The sequence below is a fragment of the Dyadobacter diqingensis genome (assembly GCF_024220585.1).
Lineage (GTDB): Bacteria > Bacteroidota > Bacteroidia > Cytophagales > Spirosomataceae > Dyadobacter > Dyadobacter diqingensis.
On record NZ_JAMXKF010000016.1, the window covers coordinates 52,430 to 70,198 of the forward strand.

The 17,769-nt window shown below is 44.1% G+C and carries 19 protein-coding genes; 18 read left to right on the forward strand and 1 reads right to left on the reverse strand.

What is annotated here, in order from left to right:
* Nucleotides 1-136: 136 nt before the first annotated feature.
* The 15 genes from M1L62_RS28590 to M1L62_RS28660 all read left to right on the forward strand — a co-directional run bounded on the left by M1L62_RS28590 (nucleotide 137) and on the right by M1L62_RS28660 (nucleotide 12,771).
* Nucleotides 137-694, forward strand: coding sequence for a DUF4126 domain-containing protein (locus M1L62_RS28590; RefSeq protein ID WP_254563063.1), 558 nt, complete (start codon nucleotides 137-139; stop codon nucleotides 692-694).
* Between the two features lie 9 nt (nucleotides 695-703).
* Nucleotides 704-1,621 (forward strand): helix-turn-helix domain-containing protein, encoded by a 918-nt coding sequence (locus M1L62_RS28595; protein ID WP_254563064.1) that lies wholly within the window; start codon nucleotides 704-706, stop codon nucleotides 1,619-1,621.
* A gap of 90 nt (nucleotides 1,622-1,711) precedes the next feature.
* Complete coding sequence (locus tag M1L62_RS28600) at nucleotides 1,712-3,103, forward strand: glycosyl hydrolase (RefSeq protein WP_254563065.1); 1,392 nt, start codon at nucleotides 1,712-1,714, stop codon at nucleotides 3,101-3,103.
* Nucleotides 3,104-3,299: 196 nt separating this feature from the next.
* On the forward strand, nucleotides 3,300-4,115 hold the full coding sequence (locus M1L62_RS28605) for a sugar phosphate isomerase/epimerase family protein (RefSeq protein ID WP_254563066.1): 816 nt from the start codon (nucleotides 3,300-3,302) through the stop codon (nucleotides 4,113-4,115).
* Nucleotides 4,116-4,189: 74 nt separating this feature from the next.
* Complete coding sequence (locus M1L62_RS28610; protein WP_254563067.1) at nucleotides 4,190-5,335, forward strand: Gfo/Idh/MocA family protein; 1,146 nt, start codon at nucleotides 4,190-4,192, stop codon at nucleotides 5,333-5,335.
* Nucleotides 5,336-5,367: 32 nt separating this feature from the next.
* The gene (locus M1L62_RS28615; RefSeq protein WP_254563068.1) at nucleotides 5,368-6,138 is read left to right on the forward strand and encodes a 3-ketoacyl-ACP reductase; all 771 of its coding nucleotides are present in this window, start codon (nucleotides 5,368-5,370) and stop codon (nucleotides 6,136-6,138) included.
* Between the two features lie 167 nt (nucleotides 6,139-6,305).
* On the forward strand, nucleotides 6,306-7,547 hold the full coding sequence (locus M1L62_RS28620) for an MFS transporter (RefSeq protein ID WP_254563069.1): 1,242 nt from the start codon (nucleotides 6,306-6,308) through the stop codon (nucleotides 7,545-7,547).
* A 251-nt stretch (nucleotides 7,548-7,798) separates the two neighbouring features.
* Complete coding sequence (locus tag M1L62_RS28625; RefSeq protein WP_254563070.1) at nucleotides 7,799-8,182, forward strand: DUF3244 domain-containing protein; 384 nt, start codon at nucleotides 7,799-7,801, stop codon at nucleotides 8,180-8,182.
* Nucleotides 8,183-8,518: 336 nt separating this feature from the next.
* Nucleotides 8,519-8,911 carry a DUF3244 domain-containing protein gene (locus tag M1L62_RS28630; protein ID WP_254563071.1) on the forward strand — a complete coding sequence of 131 codons (393 nt, stop codon included), beginning with the start codon at nucleotides 8,519-8,521 and terminating at the stop codon, nucleotides 8,909-8,911.
* A 58-nt stretch (nucleotides 8,912-8,969) separates the two neighbouring features.
* Nucleotides 8,970-9,356, forward strand: a complete 387-nt coding sequence (locus tag M1L62_RS28635) for a hypothetical protein (protein ID WP_254563072.1) — start codon at nucleotides 8,970-8,972, stop codon at nucleotides 9,354-9,356.
* A gap of 254 nt (nucleotides 9,357-9,610) precedes the next feature.
* Nucleotides 9,611-9,991, forward strand: coding sequence for a hypothetical protein (locus M1L62_RS28640; protein ID WP_254563073.1), 381 nt, complete (start codon nucleotides 9,611-9,613; stop codon nucleotides 9,989-9,991).
* A gap of 199 nt (nucleotides 9,992-10,190) precedes the next feature.
* Nucleotides 10,191-11,789 (forward strand): M6 family metalloprotease domain-containing protein, encoded by a 1,599-nt coding sequence (locus tag M1L62_RS28645; RefSeq protein WP_254563074.1) that lies wholly within the window; start codon nucleotides 10,191-10,193, stop codon nucleotides 11,787-11,789.
* Nucleotides 11,790-11,819: 30 nt separating this feature from the next.
* Nucleotides 11,820-12,038: a hypothetical protein gene (locus tag M1L62_RS28650; RefSeq protein WP_254563075.1), complete on the forward strand. Its 219-nt coding sequence runs from the start codon at nucleotides 11,820-11,822 to the stop codon at nucleotides 12,036-12,038.
* Nucleotides 12,039-12,070: 32 nt separating this feature from the next.
* A complete protein-coding gene (locus tag M1L62_RS28655) occupies nucleotides 12,071-12,490 on the forward strand; it encodes a hypothetical protein (protein ID WP_254563076.1) in 420 nt (139 codons plus the stop codon).
* Nucleotides 12,491-12,492: 2 nt separating this feature from the next.
* Nucleotides 12,493-12,771, forward strand: a complete 279-nt coding sequence (locus M1L62_RS28660; RefSeq protein ID WP_254563077.1) for a hypothetical protein — start codon at nucleotides 12,493-12,495, stop codon at nucleotides 12,769-12,771.
* Nucleotides 12,772-12,857: 86 nt separating this feature from the next.
* Here the strand turns inward: M1L62_RS28660 and M1L62_RS28665 are convergent, their stop codons facing one another.
* The gene (locus M1L62_RS28665; protein ID WP_254563078.1) at nucleotides 12,858-13,802 is read right to left on the reverse strand and encodes a ring-cleaving dioxygenase; all 945 of its coding nucleotides are present in this window, start codon (nucleotides 13,800-13,802) and stop codon (nucleotides 12,858-12,860) included.
* A gap of 198 nt (nucleotides 13,803-14,000) precedes the next feature.
* On the opposite strand from M1L62_RS28665, the gene M1L62_RS28670 reads away from it, so the two are divergent.
* The 3 genes from M1L62_RS28670 (at nucleotide 14,001) to rlmF (ending at nucleotide 17,024) form a co-directional block, all read left to right on the forward strand.
* Nucleotides 14,001-15,116 carry a Gfo/Idh/MocA family protein gene (locus tag M1L62_RS28670; RefSeq protein ID WP_254563079.1) on the forward strand — a complete coding sequence of 372 codons (1,116 nt, stop codon included), beginning with the start codon at nucleotides 14,001-14,003 and terminating at the stop codon, nucleotides 15,114-15,116.
* A gap of 133 nt (nucleotides 15,117-15,249) precedes the next feature.
* Complete coding sequence (locus M1L62_RS28675) at nucleotides 15,250-16,038, forward strand: DUF3050 domain-containing protein (protein ID WP_254563080.1); 789 nt, start codon at nucleotides 15,250-15,252, stop codon at nucleotides 16,036-16,038.
* Between the two features lie 17 nt (nucleotides 16,039-16,055).
* The gene (gene rlmF, locus M1L62_RS28680) at nucleotides 16,056-17,024 is read left to right on the forward strand and encodes a 23S rRNA (adenine(1618)-N(6))-methyltransferase RlmF (protein ID WP_254563081.1); all 969 of its coding nucleotides are present in this window, start codon (nucleotides 16,056-16,058) and stop codon (nucleotides 17,022-17,024) included.
* The last annotated feature ends 745 nt before the right edge of the window (nucleotides 17,025-17,769 follow it).

Sequence of the window (17,769 nt, forward strand, 5' to 3'; positions counted from 1 at the left end):
CTCAGCGCATTAACTTATATCTACTGATCAACAACGAAAAAGTAAAATTCGTCACCAAAGAAACGAAGAATTCATTTTTTTGTCTAACTTTCTTCATTGTCTTCCTCTGAAATCATGATTTAAAACCACTACGACCATGGAAGTTTTTCTTAGTATCTGCCTCGGATTAGGTCTCAGCGCAAGCAGTGGTTTCAGGGTATTTCTCCCGATGCTCATTGCCAATATTGCCGCCATGAGCGGCTGGATATCACCGGCTGAAAGTTTTGCCTGGCTGGCGACCTGGCCTGCATTTTTTGCATTACTCACAGCAACCATCGCAGAAATCGGAGGTTATTATGTCCCTTTTATCGATAATCTGCTTGATACCATTGCTACACCAGCCGCAATCATCGCCGGTACTTTGTTATCCACCTCCTTCATACAGATCGACAATCCCGTGCTGCAATGGGGCCTGGGACTTATTCTGGGCGGCGGAACGGCGGGCATGGTTCAGGTGGGTACGGGTCTGCTGCGGTTATTATCGTCAAAAACAACAGCAGGATTAGGAAATCCAGTGGTGTCTACCGCTGAAAATGTTGCCTCTTTTGGGTTATCAGGACTGGCTATTTTTTTGCCAATAATCGCCATGGTGCTGGTAGTTCTGCTGATCTTATGGCTTTTTAGAAAAATAGCCAATTTAAGAAAAACCAAATAGCGTACTTTCATGTCTGATGCCATACCAGTTCATTCGCTTCCAAAGTCGCAAAGTCCGGTTCCGGCACTCAAAATTTACAGATTTAAAAACAGCAACGAAATCACGGCGCAAGCACCGGAAGCTTTGCCAATAACCCCTCTTCCGACGGACACGCCACATCGTCATACCTATTACGAAATTCTTTTTATCGAGGAAGGACAGGGCTTTCACGAGATTGATTTCCATTCCTATACCATGCAGGGCACCGGGATGCACTTTATCACACCCGGCCAGGTACATCTGCTCACTTTTGCAGCGCCATGCCAGGGATTTATTGTGGCCTTTTCAGAAGATTTTTATACTTTTTACAACCCCACCAGTCCTTCCTTATCTCATTTTCCATTTTTCCAGATTAACAAACGACAGCCGGTTCTCAGGTTAACGGAAACGGAACGTCACTATTTTCACAACATTCTGGAAAACATGGTAGAAGACCATCTGGGCCCGGATACCGACCAGAATATGCTTGGGCAGTACCTGGGTCTGCTCCTGCAAAAATGTGCCATCATTAACCAAAATACAGTACATACCACAGCCAACGCGAGCTCTTCCATACCCGAAATGGTCGGGCGTTTTCAGGAACTGGTGGAGAAAAATTTCAGGGAAATGCACGAAGTACAACAGTATGCTACCATCCTGAATGTCTCTCCCGACTATCTGAGCAAGATTGTAAAACGATTCCTTGGCGTGCAAACGCAGGAATACATTCTGGATAAACTGCTTTTGGAAGCCAAACGACTGCTGGTTTTCACCAACCTCAGCAGCAAGGAAATTGCCTACCACATCCATATGGACGATCCGTCCTACTTTGGACGGATCTTCAAACGAAAATCCGGACTGACACCAAATGAATACCGTGAACATGTTCGGAAAAGTACCATTTTTTAACAAAAATGTACCTTGCCGACACATCTCCTGAAACATATCTTTGTATTATCCTAAAATAAAAAGGCTAAATAATACTTTTGATATCAGATCATGGAGATTCGTAACGACCTGTCCGCAGCATCGCTTCAACCGAAAATAGATCGGTTGTGGCAACTTTCCGCTGAAAAAATTAACCTTATTTCAAAAGAGTACGACACCTCGAAAGGTTCTCCTGTTTTTACCGTCAACGGGAAGTATACCACCCGCGGATGGACTGAATGGACACAGGGATTTCAGTATGGTGCCGAAGTTCTTCAATTCGATGTCACTGGCGACGAATCCTTTTTGGAAAAAGCCCGAAAAAATACAGTCGATTACATGGCATCGCACGTCGGACATTTCGGGGTTCATGACCACGGATTCAATAATGTAAGTACTTATGGAAACCTGCTGCGGTTGATGAACGAGGGCCGCATCGCCGAAAATAAATGGGAGCGGGATTTTTACGAACTTGCACTGAAAATCTCAGGCGCGGTACAGGCAAAACGCTGGACCAACACCAGCGACGGCCAGGGTTACATACACTCTTTCAACGGTCCTCATTCCCTATTTGTGGATACCATCCGTTCCGTTCGTGCCCTTGTGGTTTCACATCTGCTGGGACATGGACTCATGGGTGAAAATGACGTCAAAACCAGTTTGCTTGAAAGAGGGACTTATCATTCCCTGGCGACGGCAAAATATTCTGTCTTTTACGGAGAAGGCCGTGACAGTTATGATTTATGGGGAAGAACCGCGCATGAAAGCGTGTTTAACACCAACGACGGAAATTTCCGCTGCCCGAACTCGCAACAGGGTTTTTCAGGGTTTACAACCTGGACCCGCGGACTTGCATGGGCCATGACAGGATTTGCCGAGCAGCTTGAATCACTTCCTTTATTCTCGGATGATGAACTGGCACCTCTGGGAGGCCGCCAGCTGATTGAGGAAATATATTTGAAAGCAGCCAAAGCAACCTGCGACTTTTATATCACGAACACCGCTGCCGACGGAATTCCTTACTGGGATACGGGAGCTCCCGAGCTTTACAAATTGGGTGATTACACAAGCCGTACATCCGACCCCTATAACGATTTTGAACCGATCGACAGCTCCGCGGCCGCCATTGGTGCGCAGGGATTATTACGATTGGGAAAATATTTGAATGACAAAAATGCAACAGAAGAAGGAAATAAATACTGGCAGGCAGGACTTACAACGTTAAATACCCTGTTTGAAGAACCTTATTTATCGACCAATCCAACGCATCAGGGACTCATCCTGCATTCGGTTTATCACCGCCCAAATGGCTGGGATAATATTCCGGCAGGACAAAAGGTACCCAACGGCGAATCCAGCATGTGGGGAGACTATCACGCCCGTGAAGTAGCCCTGTATCTGCACAGAATCAACAAGGGCTTACCGTATTACACATACCTGGGGGCAGCGAGAAATAATGGTTAATTATTAATTGTTAAGGGTTAATGACTGGAACAACGGAGATGGTTAACCAACCATTTATGGTCAGTGGTCAAAGCAACGGTCAATACACAATGACACCAACGACCAAACCAATCATTAACAATTAACAATTAACAATTAATAATTACCCTCTCGCGCCGTCATTAACCATTAATAATTTACCATTAACCATTAAAAAATGTCTCTCGATCGCTGCTGTATTCATACCATTACTACCAAACCGTGGGCATTACCGGAGGCGGTTGAGAAATATGCGGCTGCCGGGGTTAAAGGGATCAGCGTCTGGCAGAATGCGACCGAGGGAATTGGCCCCCGTCGTGCCGGAGAAATCATCCGCGGGGCCGGGCTTGAAATTGTTTCTTATGTCCGTGGCGGCTTTTTCCCCCATACCAGCAGTGCCGGACGTGCACAAGCGATTGATCACAATAAAAAGTTACTTGAAGAAGCCGCAACTTTGGGTGCACCGATGATCGTGCTGGTTTGCGGGGCATCTCCTGACCAATCGCTGGATGTTTCCAGAAATCAGATCCGCGAAGGGATTGAAGCCATTTTACCATTGGCTGAAAAACTTAACGTAAAACTTGCCATAGAGCCCTTGCACCCGATGTACGCCGCGGACCGTTCTGCGATCAATACACTTGGACAGGCCAACGATATGGCAGAATTTTTCAGATCGGATTATGTGGGTGTTGCCGTGGATGTTTATCATTTATGGTGGGACCAGGATCTGGAAAAAGAAATAATTCGCTGCGGAGCCAACGGAAATCTTTTTGCCTACCACGTTTGCGACTGGAAAGTAAATACCATAGATCTGTTAAACGACCGCGGGCTGATGGGAGAAGGCTGTATTGACCTCAAAAAAATCCGAGGCTGGGTGGAATCTACCGGTTTTAACGGTTTCTGCGAGGTTGAGATTTTCTCCAACATTCACTGGGCAAAAGATCAGGATATTTTCCTGAAAGAAATTACGGACGCTTTTGTTCAACATGTTTAATAAAAGCACAAGCTTCAAAAAATCTGAATTATCTATAAGCTAAAAGCTAATAGCCAACCACTAAAACCTAAAACATGACGACTCATACCATTGGCATTATCATGAACGGCGTAACGGGCCGTATGGGAACTAACCAGCATTTGCTTCGTTCCATCAAAGCAATTATTGAACAAGGTGGTGTTAAAATTTCAGCTGATGAAATCATTATGCCCGATCCCATCCTGGTTGGCCGCAACCTGGCTAAGCTCGAAGCATTGGGAAAACAATCCAATATCACAAAATTCACAACGGATCTGGATTCTGTTTTAGCCGATCCTCATTATCAGATTTATTTCGATGCACAGGTTACCGGCCGCAGAGCTCCGGCAGTAAAAAAAGCTATTCTCGCAGGTAAACATATTTACTGTGAAAAGCCAACCGGCACGACAACCGAAGAAGCACTGGAATTATACGAACTGGCTACGGCAGCCGGACTAAAAAATGGCGTGGTTCAGGATAAGTTATGGCTTCCGGGTATGCTTAAATTAAAGCGATTGATGGAAAACGGCTTTTTCGGAAAAATTCTTTCCGTTCGCGGGGAATTCGGTTACTGGGTTTTCGAAGGTCATTCGGTTCCGGCGCAGCGTCCGTCATGGAATTACCGTAAGGAAGATGACGGCGGCATTATCGTCGATATGCTTTGTCACTGGCGTTATGTGCTGGACAATCTTTTTGGAAAAGTAAAAGCGGTTTCTTGTCTGGGCGCAACCCATATCCCGGAAAGAATTGACGAAAACGGAAAGGCTTACAACTGTACCGCAGACGACGCCTGTTATGCCACTTTCGAGCTGGAAGACGATGTTATTGCACAATTCAATTCATCCTGGACGGTACGTGTTCGTCGCGACGATTTGCTGACATTGCAGGTAGACGGCACAAAAGGCTCGGCCGTGGCAGGTTTACGCGAGTGTTATACCCAGCATTATGGCAATACGCCTAAACCGGTATGGAATCCGGATATTGCCCAGCCCATTCCATTTTTCGAAGGCTGGTCGAAGGTACCGGAACAGGAGAATTTCGACAATGCTTTTAAAACGCAATGGGAGCTATTCCTTAAACACGTTGTAAAAGATACACCTTTCCCGTGGGACCTCAAAGCTGGCGCACGCGGCGTTCAGCTGGCTGAAAAAGGTATCGAAAGCTGGGAAAAACGCCAGTGGGTAACCATTGACGAATTATAAAAGTCTTTTCATAAATCACTTAAAATCATTTTATGAAAAAGACAGCGCTTATCACCGGAGGAAGTCGCGGAATCGGTTTTGGCATTGCCAAAGCACTGGCAAAAGAAGGTTACAACCTGGCCATCAACGGCGTACGTGACGAAGAAAATACCTCCGAAGCTTTGGAAGAACTTCGTCAGCTTGGTGCAGAGGTGGTTTATTGTCAGGGAAGTATCGCTTCGGCCGAAGACCGCGAAAGAATCATTGAGAAAGCATACAGCGTTTTTGGGCAGATCAATCTGTTGGTCAACAATGCCGGGATAGCACCAAGGGAGCGAATGGATTTACTGGAAACTACACCTGAAAATTATCAGGAAGTGTTGACTACGAACCTGGAAGGGCCTTTTTTCTTTACCCAAAGCATTGCCCGCAAAATGGCTCATGCCAAGCAGAACAACCACGCTTTTGAGGCAACGATCATTTTTGTTACGTCCATTTCGGCTACGGTCGTTTCTATTAACCGGGGCGAATATTGTGTTTCAAAAGCTGGACTGGCAATGACGAGTGCACTTTTCGCCGTTCGTATGGCTGAATACAGTATTCCTGTTTTCGAGATCCGTCCGGGTGTTATTGCCACGGATATGACTTCCAAAGTACAGGGCAAATATGATGCGCTGTTCGAAAACGGTATGGCGTTGCAGCCACGGTGGGGTACGCCTGAGGATGTTGGAAAAGCCGTCGCGTCGCTTACCCGAGGTGACTTCCCCTACTCTACCGGCCAGGTGATCGGTGTGGATGGGGGGATGCTGATTGACAGACTTTGATAAGCTATTGGCTTCTGGCAGTTGGCCGGGCGGCCGGTACGCCGGAGCGGTACCGCTATTAGCTCTTTGGCTCGTCGGTATATTAATTCGCACTTCAAGATACGCTTTACGACAGAATATTCTAATGATCCTAACGCCTAATTACTAATAGCTAACTCCCTAAAGCCATGTCCGTCATTCCACAATCCCGTCCGTCCTTGTTATCGCAGCTTATGCAAGTGCCGGTTATTGTTGCTGCACTTGGTTATCTGGTGGACATGTATGATCTTTTTTTGTTTAGTGTCGTGCGGGTACCCAGTCTTAAAGCACTGAATGTAGCCGATGACCAGCTTTTAACACAAGGAATAAAGTTGCTGAATTATCAGATGGCCGGTATGCTGATCGGCGGCGTGCTGTGGGGCATTATTGCAGATAAAAAAGGACGGCTTTCGGTCCTTTTCGGCTCTATCATCATGTATTCACTCGCCAACATTGGCAACGGATTTGTGACCTCGGTAGATCAATACGCCATACTCCGTTTCATAGCCGGCGTAGGTTTGGCCGGTGAGCTTGGTGCGGGCATAACGCTGGTGACAGAAGTGCTGCCAAAGGAAATCCGCGGCTACGGCACAACACTCGTTGCAACTCTGGGCGTGCTTGGCGCTATTCTGGCTTATTTTGTGGCTGATCTTTTCGCCTGGCGCATATCCTACTTTGTAGGCGGTGGAATGGGTTTGATACTTCTTGTGCTCAGGTTCAATGTTTTTGAATCCGGAATGTTTGAAAAAATAAAAGAAAAAAGTGTCGATAAAGGAAATATCCTGCTGATCATCGGTAACGGAAAACGATTTGGGAAATATCTGATGGCAATTCTCGTCGGGCTGCCCATCTGGTTTGTCGTCGGCATCCTGATCACTTTTTCGCCGGAATTTGGAAGTGCAAAAGGTGTTGTCGGCGTGAATGCCGGAAAGGCTGTTATGCTTGCATTTTCAGGTCAGGTTTTTGGAGACATCGCCAGTGGTTTATTAAGCCAATATTTACAAAGCAGAAAAAAAGTGATTGGGTTATTCATCGGCATGTCGCTTTGCATGATGGCCGTTTATTTGCTAATCCCTTTGAAAGACGCATTTTCCTTTTACGTGGTTTGTGCATTCCTCGGGTTCTGTAATGGCTACTGGACTTTATTTATCACCATTGCGGCAGAACTTTTCGGAACAAATTTACGGGCTACCGTCGCCACAACCGTTCCAAATTTTGTTCGCGGTGCCACCATTCCGCTTGCTGCGCTTTTCGTCCAGTTCAAACCCGATCTGGGCGTCATCAACAGCGGGCTTATGCTCGGGATTGCCACGGATATTATTGCCTTAGTTGCCTTGTACTTCCTGGAAGAGACCTTTACCAAAGACATGAATTTTGTCGAAAAGAATTAACGCCAACTTACTCATAAACTAAAAAAGCAGTTTCCGCGTGTCCGGAAACTGCTTTTTTAGTTTATTTTCAATTCACTTACAGTAACTTACAAAAATGACCTTTACCGTTTAATAGCTCATTCCGTTTTTAAACCACTTATCACCGGATAGCTTCCATCTGTGTACTTTGTATTACACAGTACCGACCGCACGATTACTTTTGTCATGTCCTTTAAGATAAGGAATTACAAAAAGCAAAATAAAATTTAGCCATGGAAAATTCAATTAAAACCTTCATCTGTGCGTTTGCACTTATTACCTCTGCCGCGTTCACTGCCAATGCCGAAGACAAAGAAAACAAAAAAGCAGCAAGCTTTGGAACGGGTATTTATATTAACAAAGAAGGAAAAATCAACGTCCTTGTCGACAAACAGAGCAACAAAGCAAGCACGACTTTGCTTGTCAGAAATGAGCACGGTGAAATTGTTTACCGCGAGGTTATCGAAAAAGACAATCAAAAATTCGGCCGTCTTTTAAATGTTGAAGATCTGGAAGCAGGTAAATACGAAATCAATGTGATCAGTAACAATGAAGTTCAGAAAAAAGCTTTTCAATTATCAGAACCAACAACGGAGCGTGTGGTAACGATCAACTAAGGTTAATTAAATTCTTAAATGGAAATGGCTTTCACGATCGTGAAAGCCATTTTTTTATTTTAAAAATCCCCTAAAATTCCCGGTTTGATTACTTTCCAAAAATATTTGATAAAATAACCGGCAGAGACATGCAACGTTTTTGATGATTTCCTCATCTGTTATTTAGCTTTCACAAGGACTTTATTTTTCTCCCGATTTACTTATTTAACCCCATTACCACTTATCACCGAAAAGGCCCCATTCGTGTACTTTGTATTACATAGTACCTTCCATCACCTTACCTTTGAAATGTACTTTAAGATTAACAGTTAACAATAACACAAAATATATATAGCCATGAGAACTTCAATCAAAAATATCGCATACGCATTAGCAGTGGTTACTTCTTTCACTTTTGCAGCATCTGCAAAAACGATCGAACCCAAAGAAACTAAAAAAGCCGCGAGCTTCGGAACCGGGGTTTACATCAACAAAGAAGGGAAAATCAACGTGTTGGTCGACAAGCAAAATGCTGATGCCAAGACCACACTGCTTATCAAAAACGAAAAAGGTGATGTTGTTTACCGCGAGGTCGTTGAGAAGGACAACCAGAAATTCGGACGCATTTTGAATGTCGGGAAACTTGAAGCAGGACAATACGAACTGAACGTAGTCAGTAAAAATGAAGTGCAGACCAGATCATTTCAGTTAACTGAACAAAAAACAGAAAGAGTGCTGAGCATTAAATAATACAATACAGTCTATTAGCCATAAAAAATAAATTAAAAACATTAAAATACATATAGCCATGAAAACTTCAATCAAAACCTTCATCTGCGCATTCGCCTTAGTTACTTCTGTTGCTTTCACTGCATCTGCCGAAGATAAAGAAACCAAAAAATCAACCGGATTCGGTACAGGGATTTACGCGACTAAAACCGGAAAAATCAATGTATTGGTTGATAAAGCAAATAACGAAGCCAAAACTATATTGCTTTTGAAAAACGATAAAGGCGACGTAGTTTATCGCGAAGTAATTGAAAAAAACCTTCAAAAATTCGGACGTACGTTAAATGTAAATGACCTGGAATCGGGCAACTACGAAATTGACGTGATCAGCAACGGGGAAAAACAATCCAAATCGTTCAAACTGACCGAACAAAGAACAGAAAGAGTGCTTAACATCAATGAATAAAACATAAGCTGGTTCAGCATTTAGGGAACCGATCTATTAGCCATCTTCATGAATATCAGCCTTCCGCTAAATCGGGAGGCTTTTTTTTTGTTATTTACCTGTAAGTCACACCAATACAAAAATATTTAATGGATTTTTTTACCAATATCTGTTGCTAAAAATATGAAAATCACGACTAATCCCATGAAGCCATTAACGGAATTCCAGCGGTATTCAAACGGATTACATTTAACCCAACATAAACTACATTAGCCATGAAAACTTCATTTTTAGCGTTGACATGTGCCGTTGCACTGTTCGCTCCTTTATCGTCCGCCGCCGATGATGATAAAGGAACCAAGAAATCTGCTGGCTTTGGTACCGGCATTTATCCGACCAAAGAGGGGAAAATTAATGTATACATTGATAAAGTTGACACAAATTCCCCGACGCTGTTATTGCTTAGAAATTCAAGAGGAGAAATTATGTACCGGGAAGTGATCAGCAAGGGCTTTCAGAAATTTGGACGCCGGCTGAATGTAGACGACCTGGAATCAGGGAAATACGAGATCAAAGTAATTATTAACGGCGAAGCACAATCGACATCTTTTGAACTGACAGAACAGCGAATAGAACGTGTCTTGCGGGTTGACTAAATATTGTTTTATGGATTTATTAGCCATGTTAATCTAAGCGGCTTCCGGTTCAGGAAGCCGCTTTTTTATTCACCTGATTATGATTTATAAAAATATCATAAAATAATATCAATAAAGTGTTACCAAAATAATACCAAGCTACGACTAATCTGATGAAACGTTTCAGAGCATTTTAATTTAAACCTTAAATTAAAAAAACATGTGTAACCATTCATCAAAGGGTGATCATTTTTGCATCATGCCTCCCTCTCCCGAGTTATTGGAGAAGATTGTCAAAACCAAAGCCGCACTCCTTCGGGAAGCCGACCTGGCTGATTTCAACGACGTAGATATTCTTGACCTCCGCACTTTTAGTCAGATCACCAGCCGGCCACACAAAACCCGTAATCACGATTTCGTCGGCGAGGCACGTGAACAGGCGCCGGTGCTGGGCAACAAACGGGCAATCGTTTTACTCGTTGATTTTTCAGACAAAACCGCAGCACAACCGCAGGCACACTTTAACAATCTGTTGTTTTCAGTAGGCAGTTATGCAACGGGAAGTATGAGGGATTTTTATCGGGAAGCTTCTTACGGGCAGCTGGACGTAACAGGTGCCGTAGCAGGCCAGGGCGGACCTACGGCGGGTTGGTTCAGGGCGCCGCAAACCAAGGCGTTTTACACCAACAACGATTTCGGTTTCGGGGCTTATCCAAGAAACGCCCAGAAACTGGCAGAAGATGCCATCGATCTTGCGAATCCTTTCGTCAGTTTTTCACAATATGACAATGATGGAGACGGATTTGTAGAAGCGCTGGTCATTATCTGTGCTGGTATAGGCGGCGAACAGAGCGGAAATAAAAACGATATCTGGTCTCACAAGTGGGGTATTGCGCCTAAAAATGTGGACGGTGTGAAAATCGACCGCTACTTTATGGCGCCCGAAAATGGGAAAGTAGGTGTCATGGCCCACGAGCTGGGACACTTGTTATGCGGCTTGCCAGACCTTTATGATACCGATTATACCTCACAAGGCACTGGCCGTTGGGACCTTATGGCAGGCGGAAGCTGGGGAAATGGCGGAGACAAACCCGCGCATCCCACTGCATGGTGTAAGGTAACAACTGGCTGGGTTAACCCGACAGTTATTTTTGGAGCAGAACAGGAAGTGACGATCCGCCCTTATGAGAGCAACAAGGATGTTATAAAACTTCCTGTCGGCAGCATCAACAGCAAAGAATATTTTCTATTGTCAAACCGCAGAAAGGAAGGTTTTGACGTCTCGCTACCCGGAGAAGGACTGCTTATTGAGCATATTGACGAAAATCAGTCGGGCAATACGGATGAAAACCATTATCTCGTCGATGTCGAACAGGCTGACGGTTTGCGGCAACTGAATTTAAACCCGCAGACGAATTCAAGCGCCAATTCAGGCGACGCGACGGACGTTTTCCCTACGGCTGCCAACAATTCCTTTACCGCTTCCAGCACACCGAGCAGCAAGGCTTATAACGGAACAGATTCCAAGATTTCGATCACCAATATAGCCCGTTCCGGTAACAACATTACTGCAAAAATTAATGTTGGCGGTGTTGCCGCATTGACCACCTTATCCAACAAAAAAGTTTTGCAGGTATTTTGCAGCCCGCATACCACAAATGCCTGGGCATTTATCGAGTCGGCCGGATGGAGAAAAGTCAGTGAGCTTTCGGCGGACGGGGTCACCAATATGTACGCAGCACTTGTAAAAGCCAGAATTACCAATCAGACCGTAACGGTTCAGGTAGACGGCAGTAAAATTCATTTGCTTTATTATTAATCATTTCTTCACCTTTTAACTTTTACAATCATGAATTTCTCAAAAAAAATCTTGCAGGTATATTCTTCTCCGCACTCAAAAAATGTATGGGGTTTTGTTGAAACATTGGGATGGAGAAAAGTACAGCCCCTTACTACCGATGGTGCAACGAATATGTTTCTGGTATTAACTGCCGCAAAAAGCAGTGGAATTGCGGTCAGCGGCACCATTGACGATGCATCCAACGAGATTACGACGATCTATTTATAACCAGGTCCATTTAAATTTATCCTCATAAGATTATGGTAACCATCAATGTATTTCCGCCACCTGATGCTTCTACAAAGCAAACGGAGCAAAATAGCAGTCTTTTTTCGGTGGCACCGGCACCCGCGCAATTTGCGTCGACAGAAACCGGAATTTCTGAAAGCAGCTCACCCGGTCCGTCGCTTCAAATTCAGGAATTAACGACGGGTTATGAAGCTGCCCCGGTACCGACGCTGCAATTCAGTGCCTTGCAAAACCAGGAATTGTCAAACACAGATGCGCCGGTTCCTTCCATGGAGTTTCTAAATTTGTCCGCAAGTTTTCAGGCAGCACCAGACCCGGTTTTCAATCCGGTGCATGAACAAAATTCCGATTCGGGAATACCGGTTCCTTCCATGCTGCCACCGGGCGAAAATACGGAAGCAGCAGGAAAATCGTTAACAAAGAAAAAATAACCATGATAGCAGAACCGATGTCTTTCAGATGTAAAATCCGCATTCTTGAAATAACAGAAGACTCCACGGCAGAAAATAGGTACTTGATCTCTTTCGTTATCGAAGAATCGCCCGAAGAAGCCGAAGGAAATTCATTTTTTGAGAAAGGCAGACGTGCAAAAGGAGTCTCGTTCGATACGCTGACGGCCATAAAACCGGAAACGGTGGTTTGGGCGGATGTTAAATTCTTTGGTGATCCCTTCCATCAGCATTATCAGATAAGCAATGTAAGGCCGATCTGAAATGTACGGAATAAAAATACCAGCCAGATCCGACACGCTTCTATGTGTCGGATCTGGCTGGTATTGTATGAATCAGATTTTCTGAATTATTTTGATTCCGCTACAATCGCTGGTAATTCGGCTTCAATTTTTTCCCTTCTTGGTTCAAACCATTCCGGTAATTTTAAAGAAGATCCCAACTCAGACACCGTTTCATCCACGGAGAATCCGGGAGGATTGGTGGCAATTTCAAATAAAATACCACCGGGTTCGCGGTAATAGATGCTGTGGAAATAATTCCGGTCCAAAACCTCGGTCGGGTTATAGCTTTCAGACAACAATTTCTCACGGATTTCAAGCTGCGTCTCATCACTATGCGTAGCAAAAGCCAGGTGATGCACCGAGCCGGCACCCTGCAAAGCGCGAACATCCTTAGGCGATTCCAACACGTCCACAAACGAACCCGGTCCGCCTTCTCCGCTTTCAAAACGATATATCCCCGATTCTTCTCCCACCAGCCTGTGCCCCATCACATCGGTTAACAACGATACAGTACGGTCAATTTTAAACTCACTCAACGAAACGGTATAAGCTCCTCGAATGGAATACTCTTTTGGTATTTTACCGTTATCCCAGCCAGGACGTTTGTCTGTATCATTGGCAACGAGCTCCACACCCATGCCGTCAAAATCCTCAAACCGAAGATAGGTTTCATTAAATCGTCGGTATGGTCCGGCGTAAGGTATTCCAAACTGCACGAGGCGGTCCATCCAGTAACTTAAAGATGAAGTGGGGATCGAGAACGCTGAAAACGTAAGCTGCCCGCCGCCTTTACGGCCACGCACCAAACCGGCATACGGAAAGAATGTAACAATCGAGCCGGGCGTACCGGTTTCGTCTCCATAATATAAATGATATACTTCGGGTGCGTCAAAATTCACTGTTTTTTTAACCATCCTCAACCCTAAAATCCCTACATAAAAGTCCACATTTCTTTGTGCGTCACTGGCCAGTGCAGTGATATGGTGTAAGCCGTTGATCAGATTATTCATGATTTAGAAATTTATATGTTGTTACATTTAATGTATATACATGTAAATTAAAAATTAAGTTCAGAGCGAAGAAAAAAAATTGAAAGTTTTTTCTGAACACAATATTTCTTCCTCATAAGGAGATCGTTACAGAGATTTACTTTTGGGATCAAGCTCTGATTTTCTCTGTTAAACACTATTAACAAATCCTGTTGTTGTATGAATTCTCGTCGTGATTTCCTTCAAAAGGTTTCTCTTGGTATCGGAGCGACTGCACTTTCCGGCCTTCCGGCTTCGGCACACATGATTCCCGAACCACTTGTTCGTCCGGAAAAACAGCTCCGCGTGGCCATGATGGGCCTGGGCAGTTACGCCAACCGTGTTGCCGAAGCCATGCAAAGCTGTAAGCTGGCAACGCTGGCCGGTGTTGTTTCCGGTACCCCTTCCAAGATCGACACCTGGAAACAGAAATATAACATTCCGGACAAAAATACTTATAACTATCAAACGGTCAGCGATATAAAAAACAATCCTGACATTGATATCGTGTATGTCACCACGCCAAACTCGCTGCACCACAAACATGTGCTGCAAATTGCGGCCGCGGGTAAACATGTACTTTGTGAAAAACCGGTTGCTGACAACGCCAGACAAACGCGGGAAATGATTGCCGCATGTGAAAAGGCAGGTGTCAAATTTTACATAGGTTATCGCATGCATTTTGAACCGCATACGCGCGAGCTGATCCGCATGCGCGAAGCCGGCGAACTTGGGAAAATTATGCATGTAAACAACTACATGGGTTTCAAAAGCGGAGATCCAAATCAATGGAGGCTAAAAAAAGCGCTGGCTGGCGGTGGAGCAATGATGGATGTCGGCATTTATGCGCTGAACGGCGCACGGTATGCCACGGGCGAAGAACCGGTCTGGGTAACAGCTCAGGAGAGCAAAACGGATCCTGTCAAGTTCAAGGAAGTTGACGAAACCATCACGTTTCAGCTGGGTTTTCCAAGCGGTGTGATAGCGAACTGCGGCACGACTTATAACTTCAATAATTTTGAAAGGCTGTATGTTATCGGTGATAAAGGATTTGCAGAATTAAGTCCCGCTTTTGGCTACGGTCCGATCAAAGGACGTACACATCTGGGACCGATGAACCAACCCGTAGTAACCCATCAGACTTTACAAATGGATGGCATCGCTGATATCATTTTAAACAATAAACCGGATCCGAATGTAACTGGTCACGAGGGTTTGAAAGATATGATTGTTGTGGACGCCGTTTACGAATCCATCAGAAAGGGCGGACAAAAAGTGTATATCAATAAAGCCTAAACAGAAGCCCGGTCTTGCAAGACCGGGCTTCTCAGTTCTTATAAAACCATTAAAAGATATGATAAGGCCCGGTGATGCCTTACCTTTGCGGATTCATTACGAATCTTGAAAGTCTCATTACCATTTTTACCATATGGCCGACCATATCAATAAATTACAACAGTCGATCGAGCCGCTTCGGCAGCAAATCATCAACCATAAAGTTTATTCAGCGATTACCGAGCTTGAAGACCTCAGGGTCTTTATGCAATATCATATTTTTGCGGTCTGGGATTTTATGTCGCTTTTGAAAGCATTACAGAACAATCTTACCTGTACCACTGTGCCGTGGTTTCCAAAAGGGTCTGCCGTAACCAGACATTTGATCAACGAAATTGTATTGGGAGAAGAATCGGATATCGATGAAAACGGTGATTTAAAAAGCCACTTTGAACTATATCTGGAAGCCATGCAGCAAAGCGGCGCGGATACAAACCAGATCGAAAAATTCATTTTGGCGCTAAAATCCGGTAATAATCTCGAAACTGCATTTGAAATATCAGGCGCACCAAAAGCTACCAGGGATTTTGTAAATTTCACTTTCGATATTATCAACAGCGGTAAAGACTATCTTCAGGCTGCAACTTTTACATTTGGTCGTGAGGACCTCATTCCCAATATGTTCCATTCGATTGTAAGTGATATCAGTAAAACTTTCCCGAATGAAGTGTCCATTTTCAAATATTATCTGGAACGGCATATCGAGGTGGACGGCGATCATCACAGCAACCTGGCTTTACAGATGACGTCGAATCTTTGTGAAGAAAATGAAACCTTCTGGAAAGAAGCAGAAGAAGCTACCATTCAATCCCTTCAAAAAAGAATTGATCTTTGGGACGCTGTTTATGAGCAGATTGCTTCGAAAAAAGCGATCCTTAACTAATCTGACCGGCGCTTCCATTGGCTCAAAAATCTAAAAAAACACATACCGAGAAAACAAATCTGCACGTCAGGAACCTGCACAGGGACCGGTATGATTTTAAACGATTGATACAGGACACACCGGAACTGGCGAAGTTCGTTTCAATAAACCCCTATGGAGATGAATCGGTGGACTTCTCAAATCCGGATGCGGTTAAATCGCTCAACAAAGCACTGTTGAAGCATTTTTATGGAATATCATACTGGGATATTCCTGAAAACTATCTCTGCCCGCCCATACCGGGACGGGCAGATTATATCCATTATGTTGCTGATTTGCTTGGATTGTCCAATCAGGGAAAATTCCCGGTTGGAAAGGCAATACGCGTACTGGATATCGGCACAGGTGCCAACTGTGTTTATCCGATTATCGGCCATCGGGAATATGGATGGCGTTTTGTCGGGTCTGATATCGACGCCCTTGCCTATCACTCCGCAAGCAGGATCATAGAGAATAATCCTTCATTGGAAGGCGCGATCGAATGCAGACTGCAAACTTCGTCTCAGCATATTTTTAAAGGTATTATCAAACCGGGCGAATTCTTTGACGCTACGCTCTGTAATCCGCCTTTTCACGCCTCGCTTGCGGAAGCACAGGCTGGGACGGCACGAAAGCTGACAAACCTGGGCTTGAAAAAAACCGGAAAACAAACGTTGAACTTTGGAGGACAAAATGCCGAGCTGTGGTGTCCGGGCGGAGAAGAAGCTTTCGTCAAAAAAATGATCTCGGAAAGTGTGGAGTTTAAGGAACAATGTCTTTGGTTTACTTCTCTTATTTCAAAAAAAACGACGTTGTCCGGTGTATATGCCGCTTTAAAAACGGCGAAAGTTTTTGAGGTAAAAACGATAGAAATGGCGCAGGGACAAAAAGTAAGCAGATTTGTCGCGTGGACGTTTTTTGATAAAAATCAGCAGACGGAATGGAGTAAAAAACGTCTTTCGGTTTGACGAATAGTTTTTCGGTCGTTCAACGATCCTGAGTATTTTTATGTCACCCTTTCAGGGTTTTGCACAAGCCATTCCCGATGTATTTTCTACAATAATACCATCCCTTCGGGATTAAAATGCTGAGCTGAATAGCGGATCGTGTACTATAAATACGTCATCTTTTCAGGGTTTTGCAAAAGCCATCTCCTATGTATTTTCTACAATAATACCATCTCTTCGGAATTTTTTGAAAATGAAATGGGATGTGCCCATCTATTATGCCATTTCCATCTATATCATTTTTAACCCCGAAGGGATGATAGTATTATAGAGAATCCACAAACCCGGCCGATCCCAAACCCTGAAAGGGTGACACAAAATTGCAATAATTTGGCTTTTTTCAACAAGAACCCGGTGATAACCATAATCCACAATAGTGCAATCTCTTCGGGATTTTTCGAAAAATGAAGTGGAAGACACCATCCATAATATCGTTTCCATCTATACCATTTTTAACCCCGAAGGGATGATAGTATTATAGAGAATCCACAAACCCGGCCGATCCCAAACCCTGAAAGGGTGACACAAAATTGCAATAATTTGGCTTTTTTCAACAAGAACCCGGTGATAACCATAATCCACAATAGTGCAATCTCTTCGGGATTTTTCGAAAAATGAAGTGGAAGACACCATCCATAATATCGTTTCCATCTATACCATTTTTAACCCCGAAGGGATGATAGTATTATAGAGAATCCACAAACCC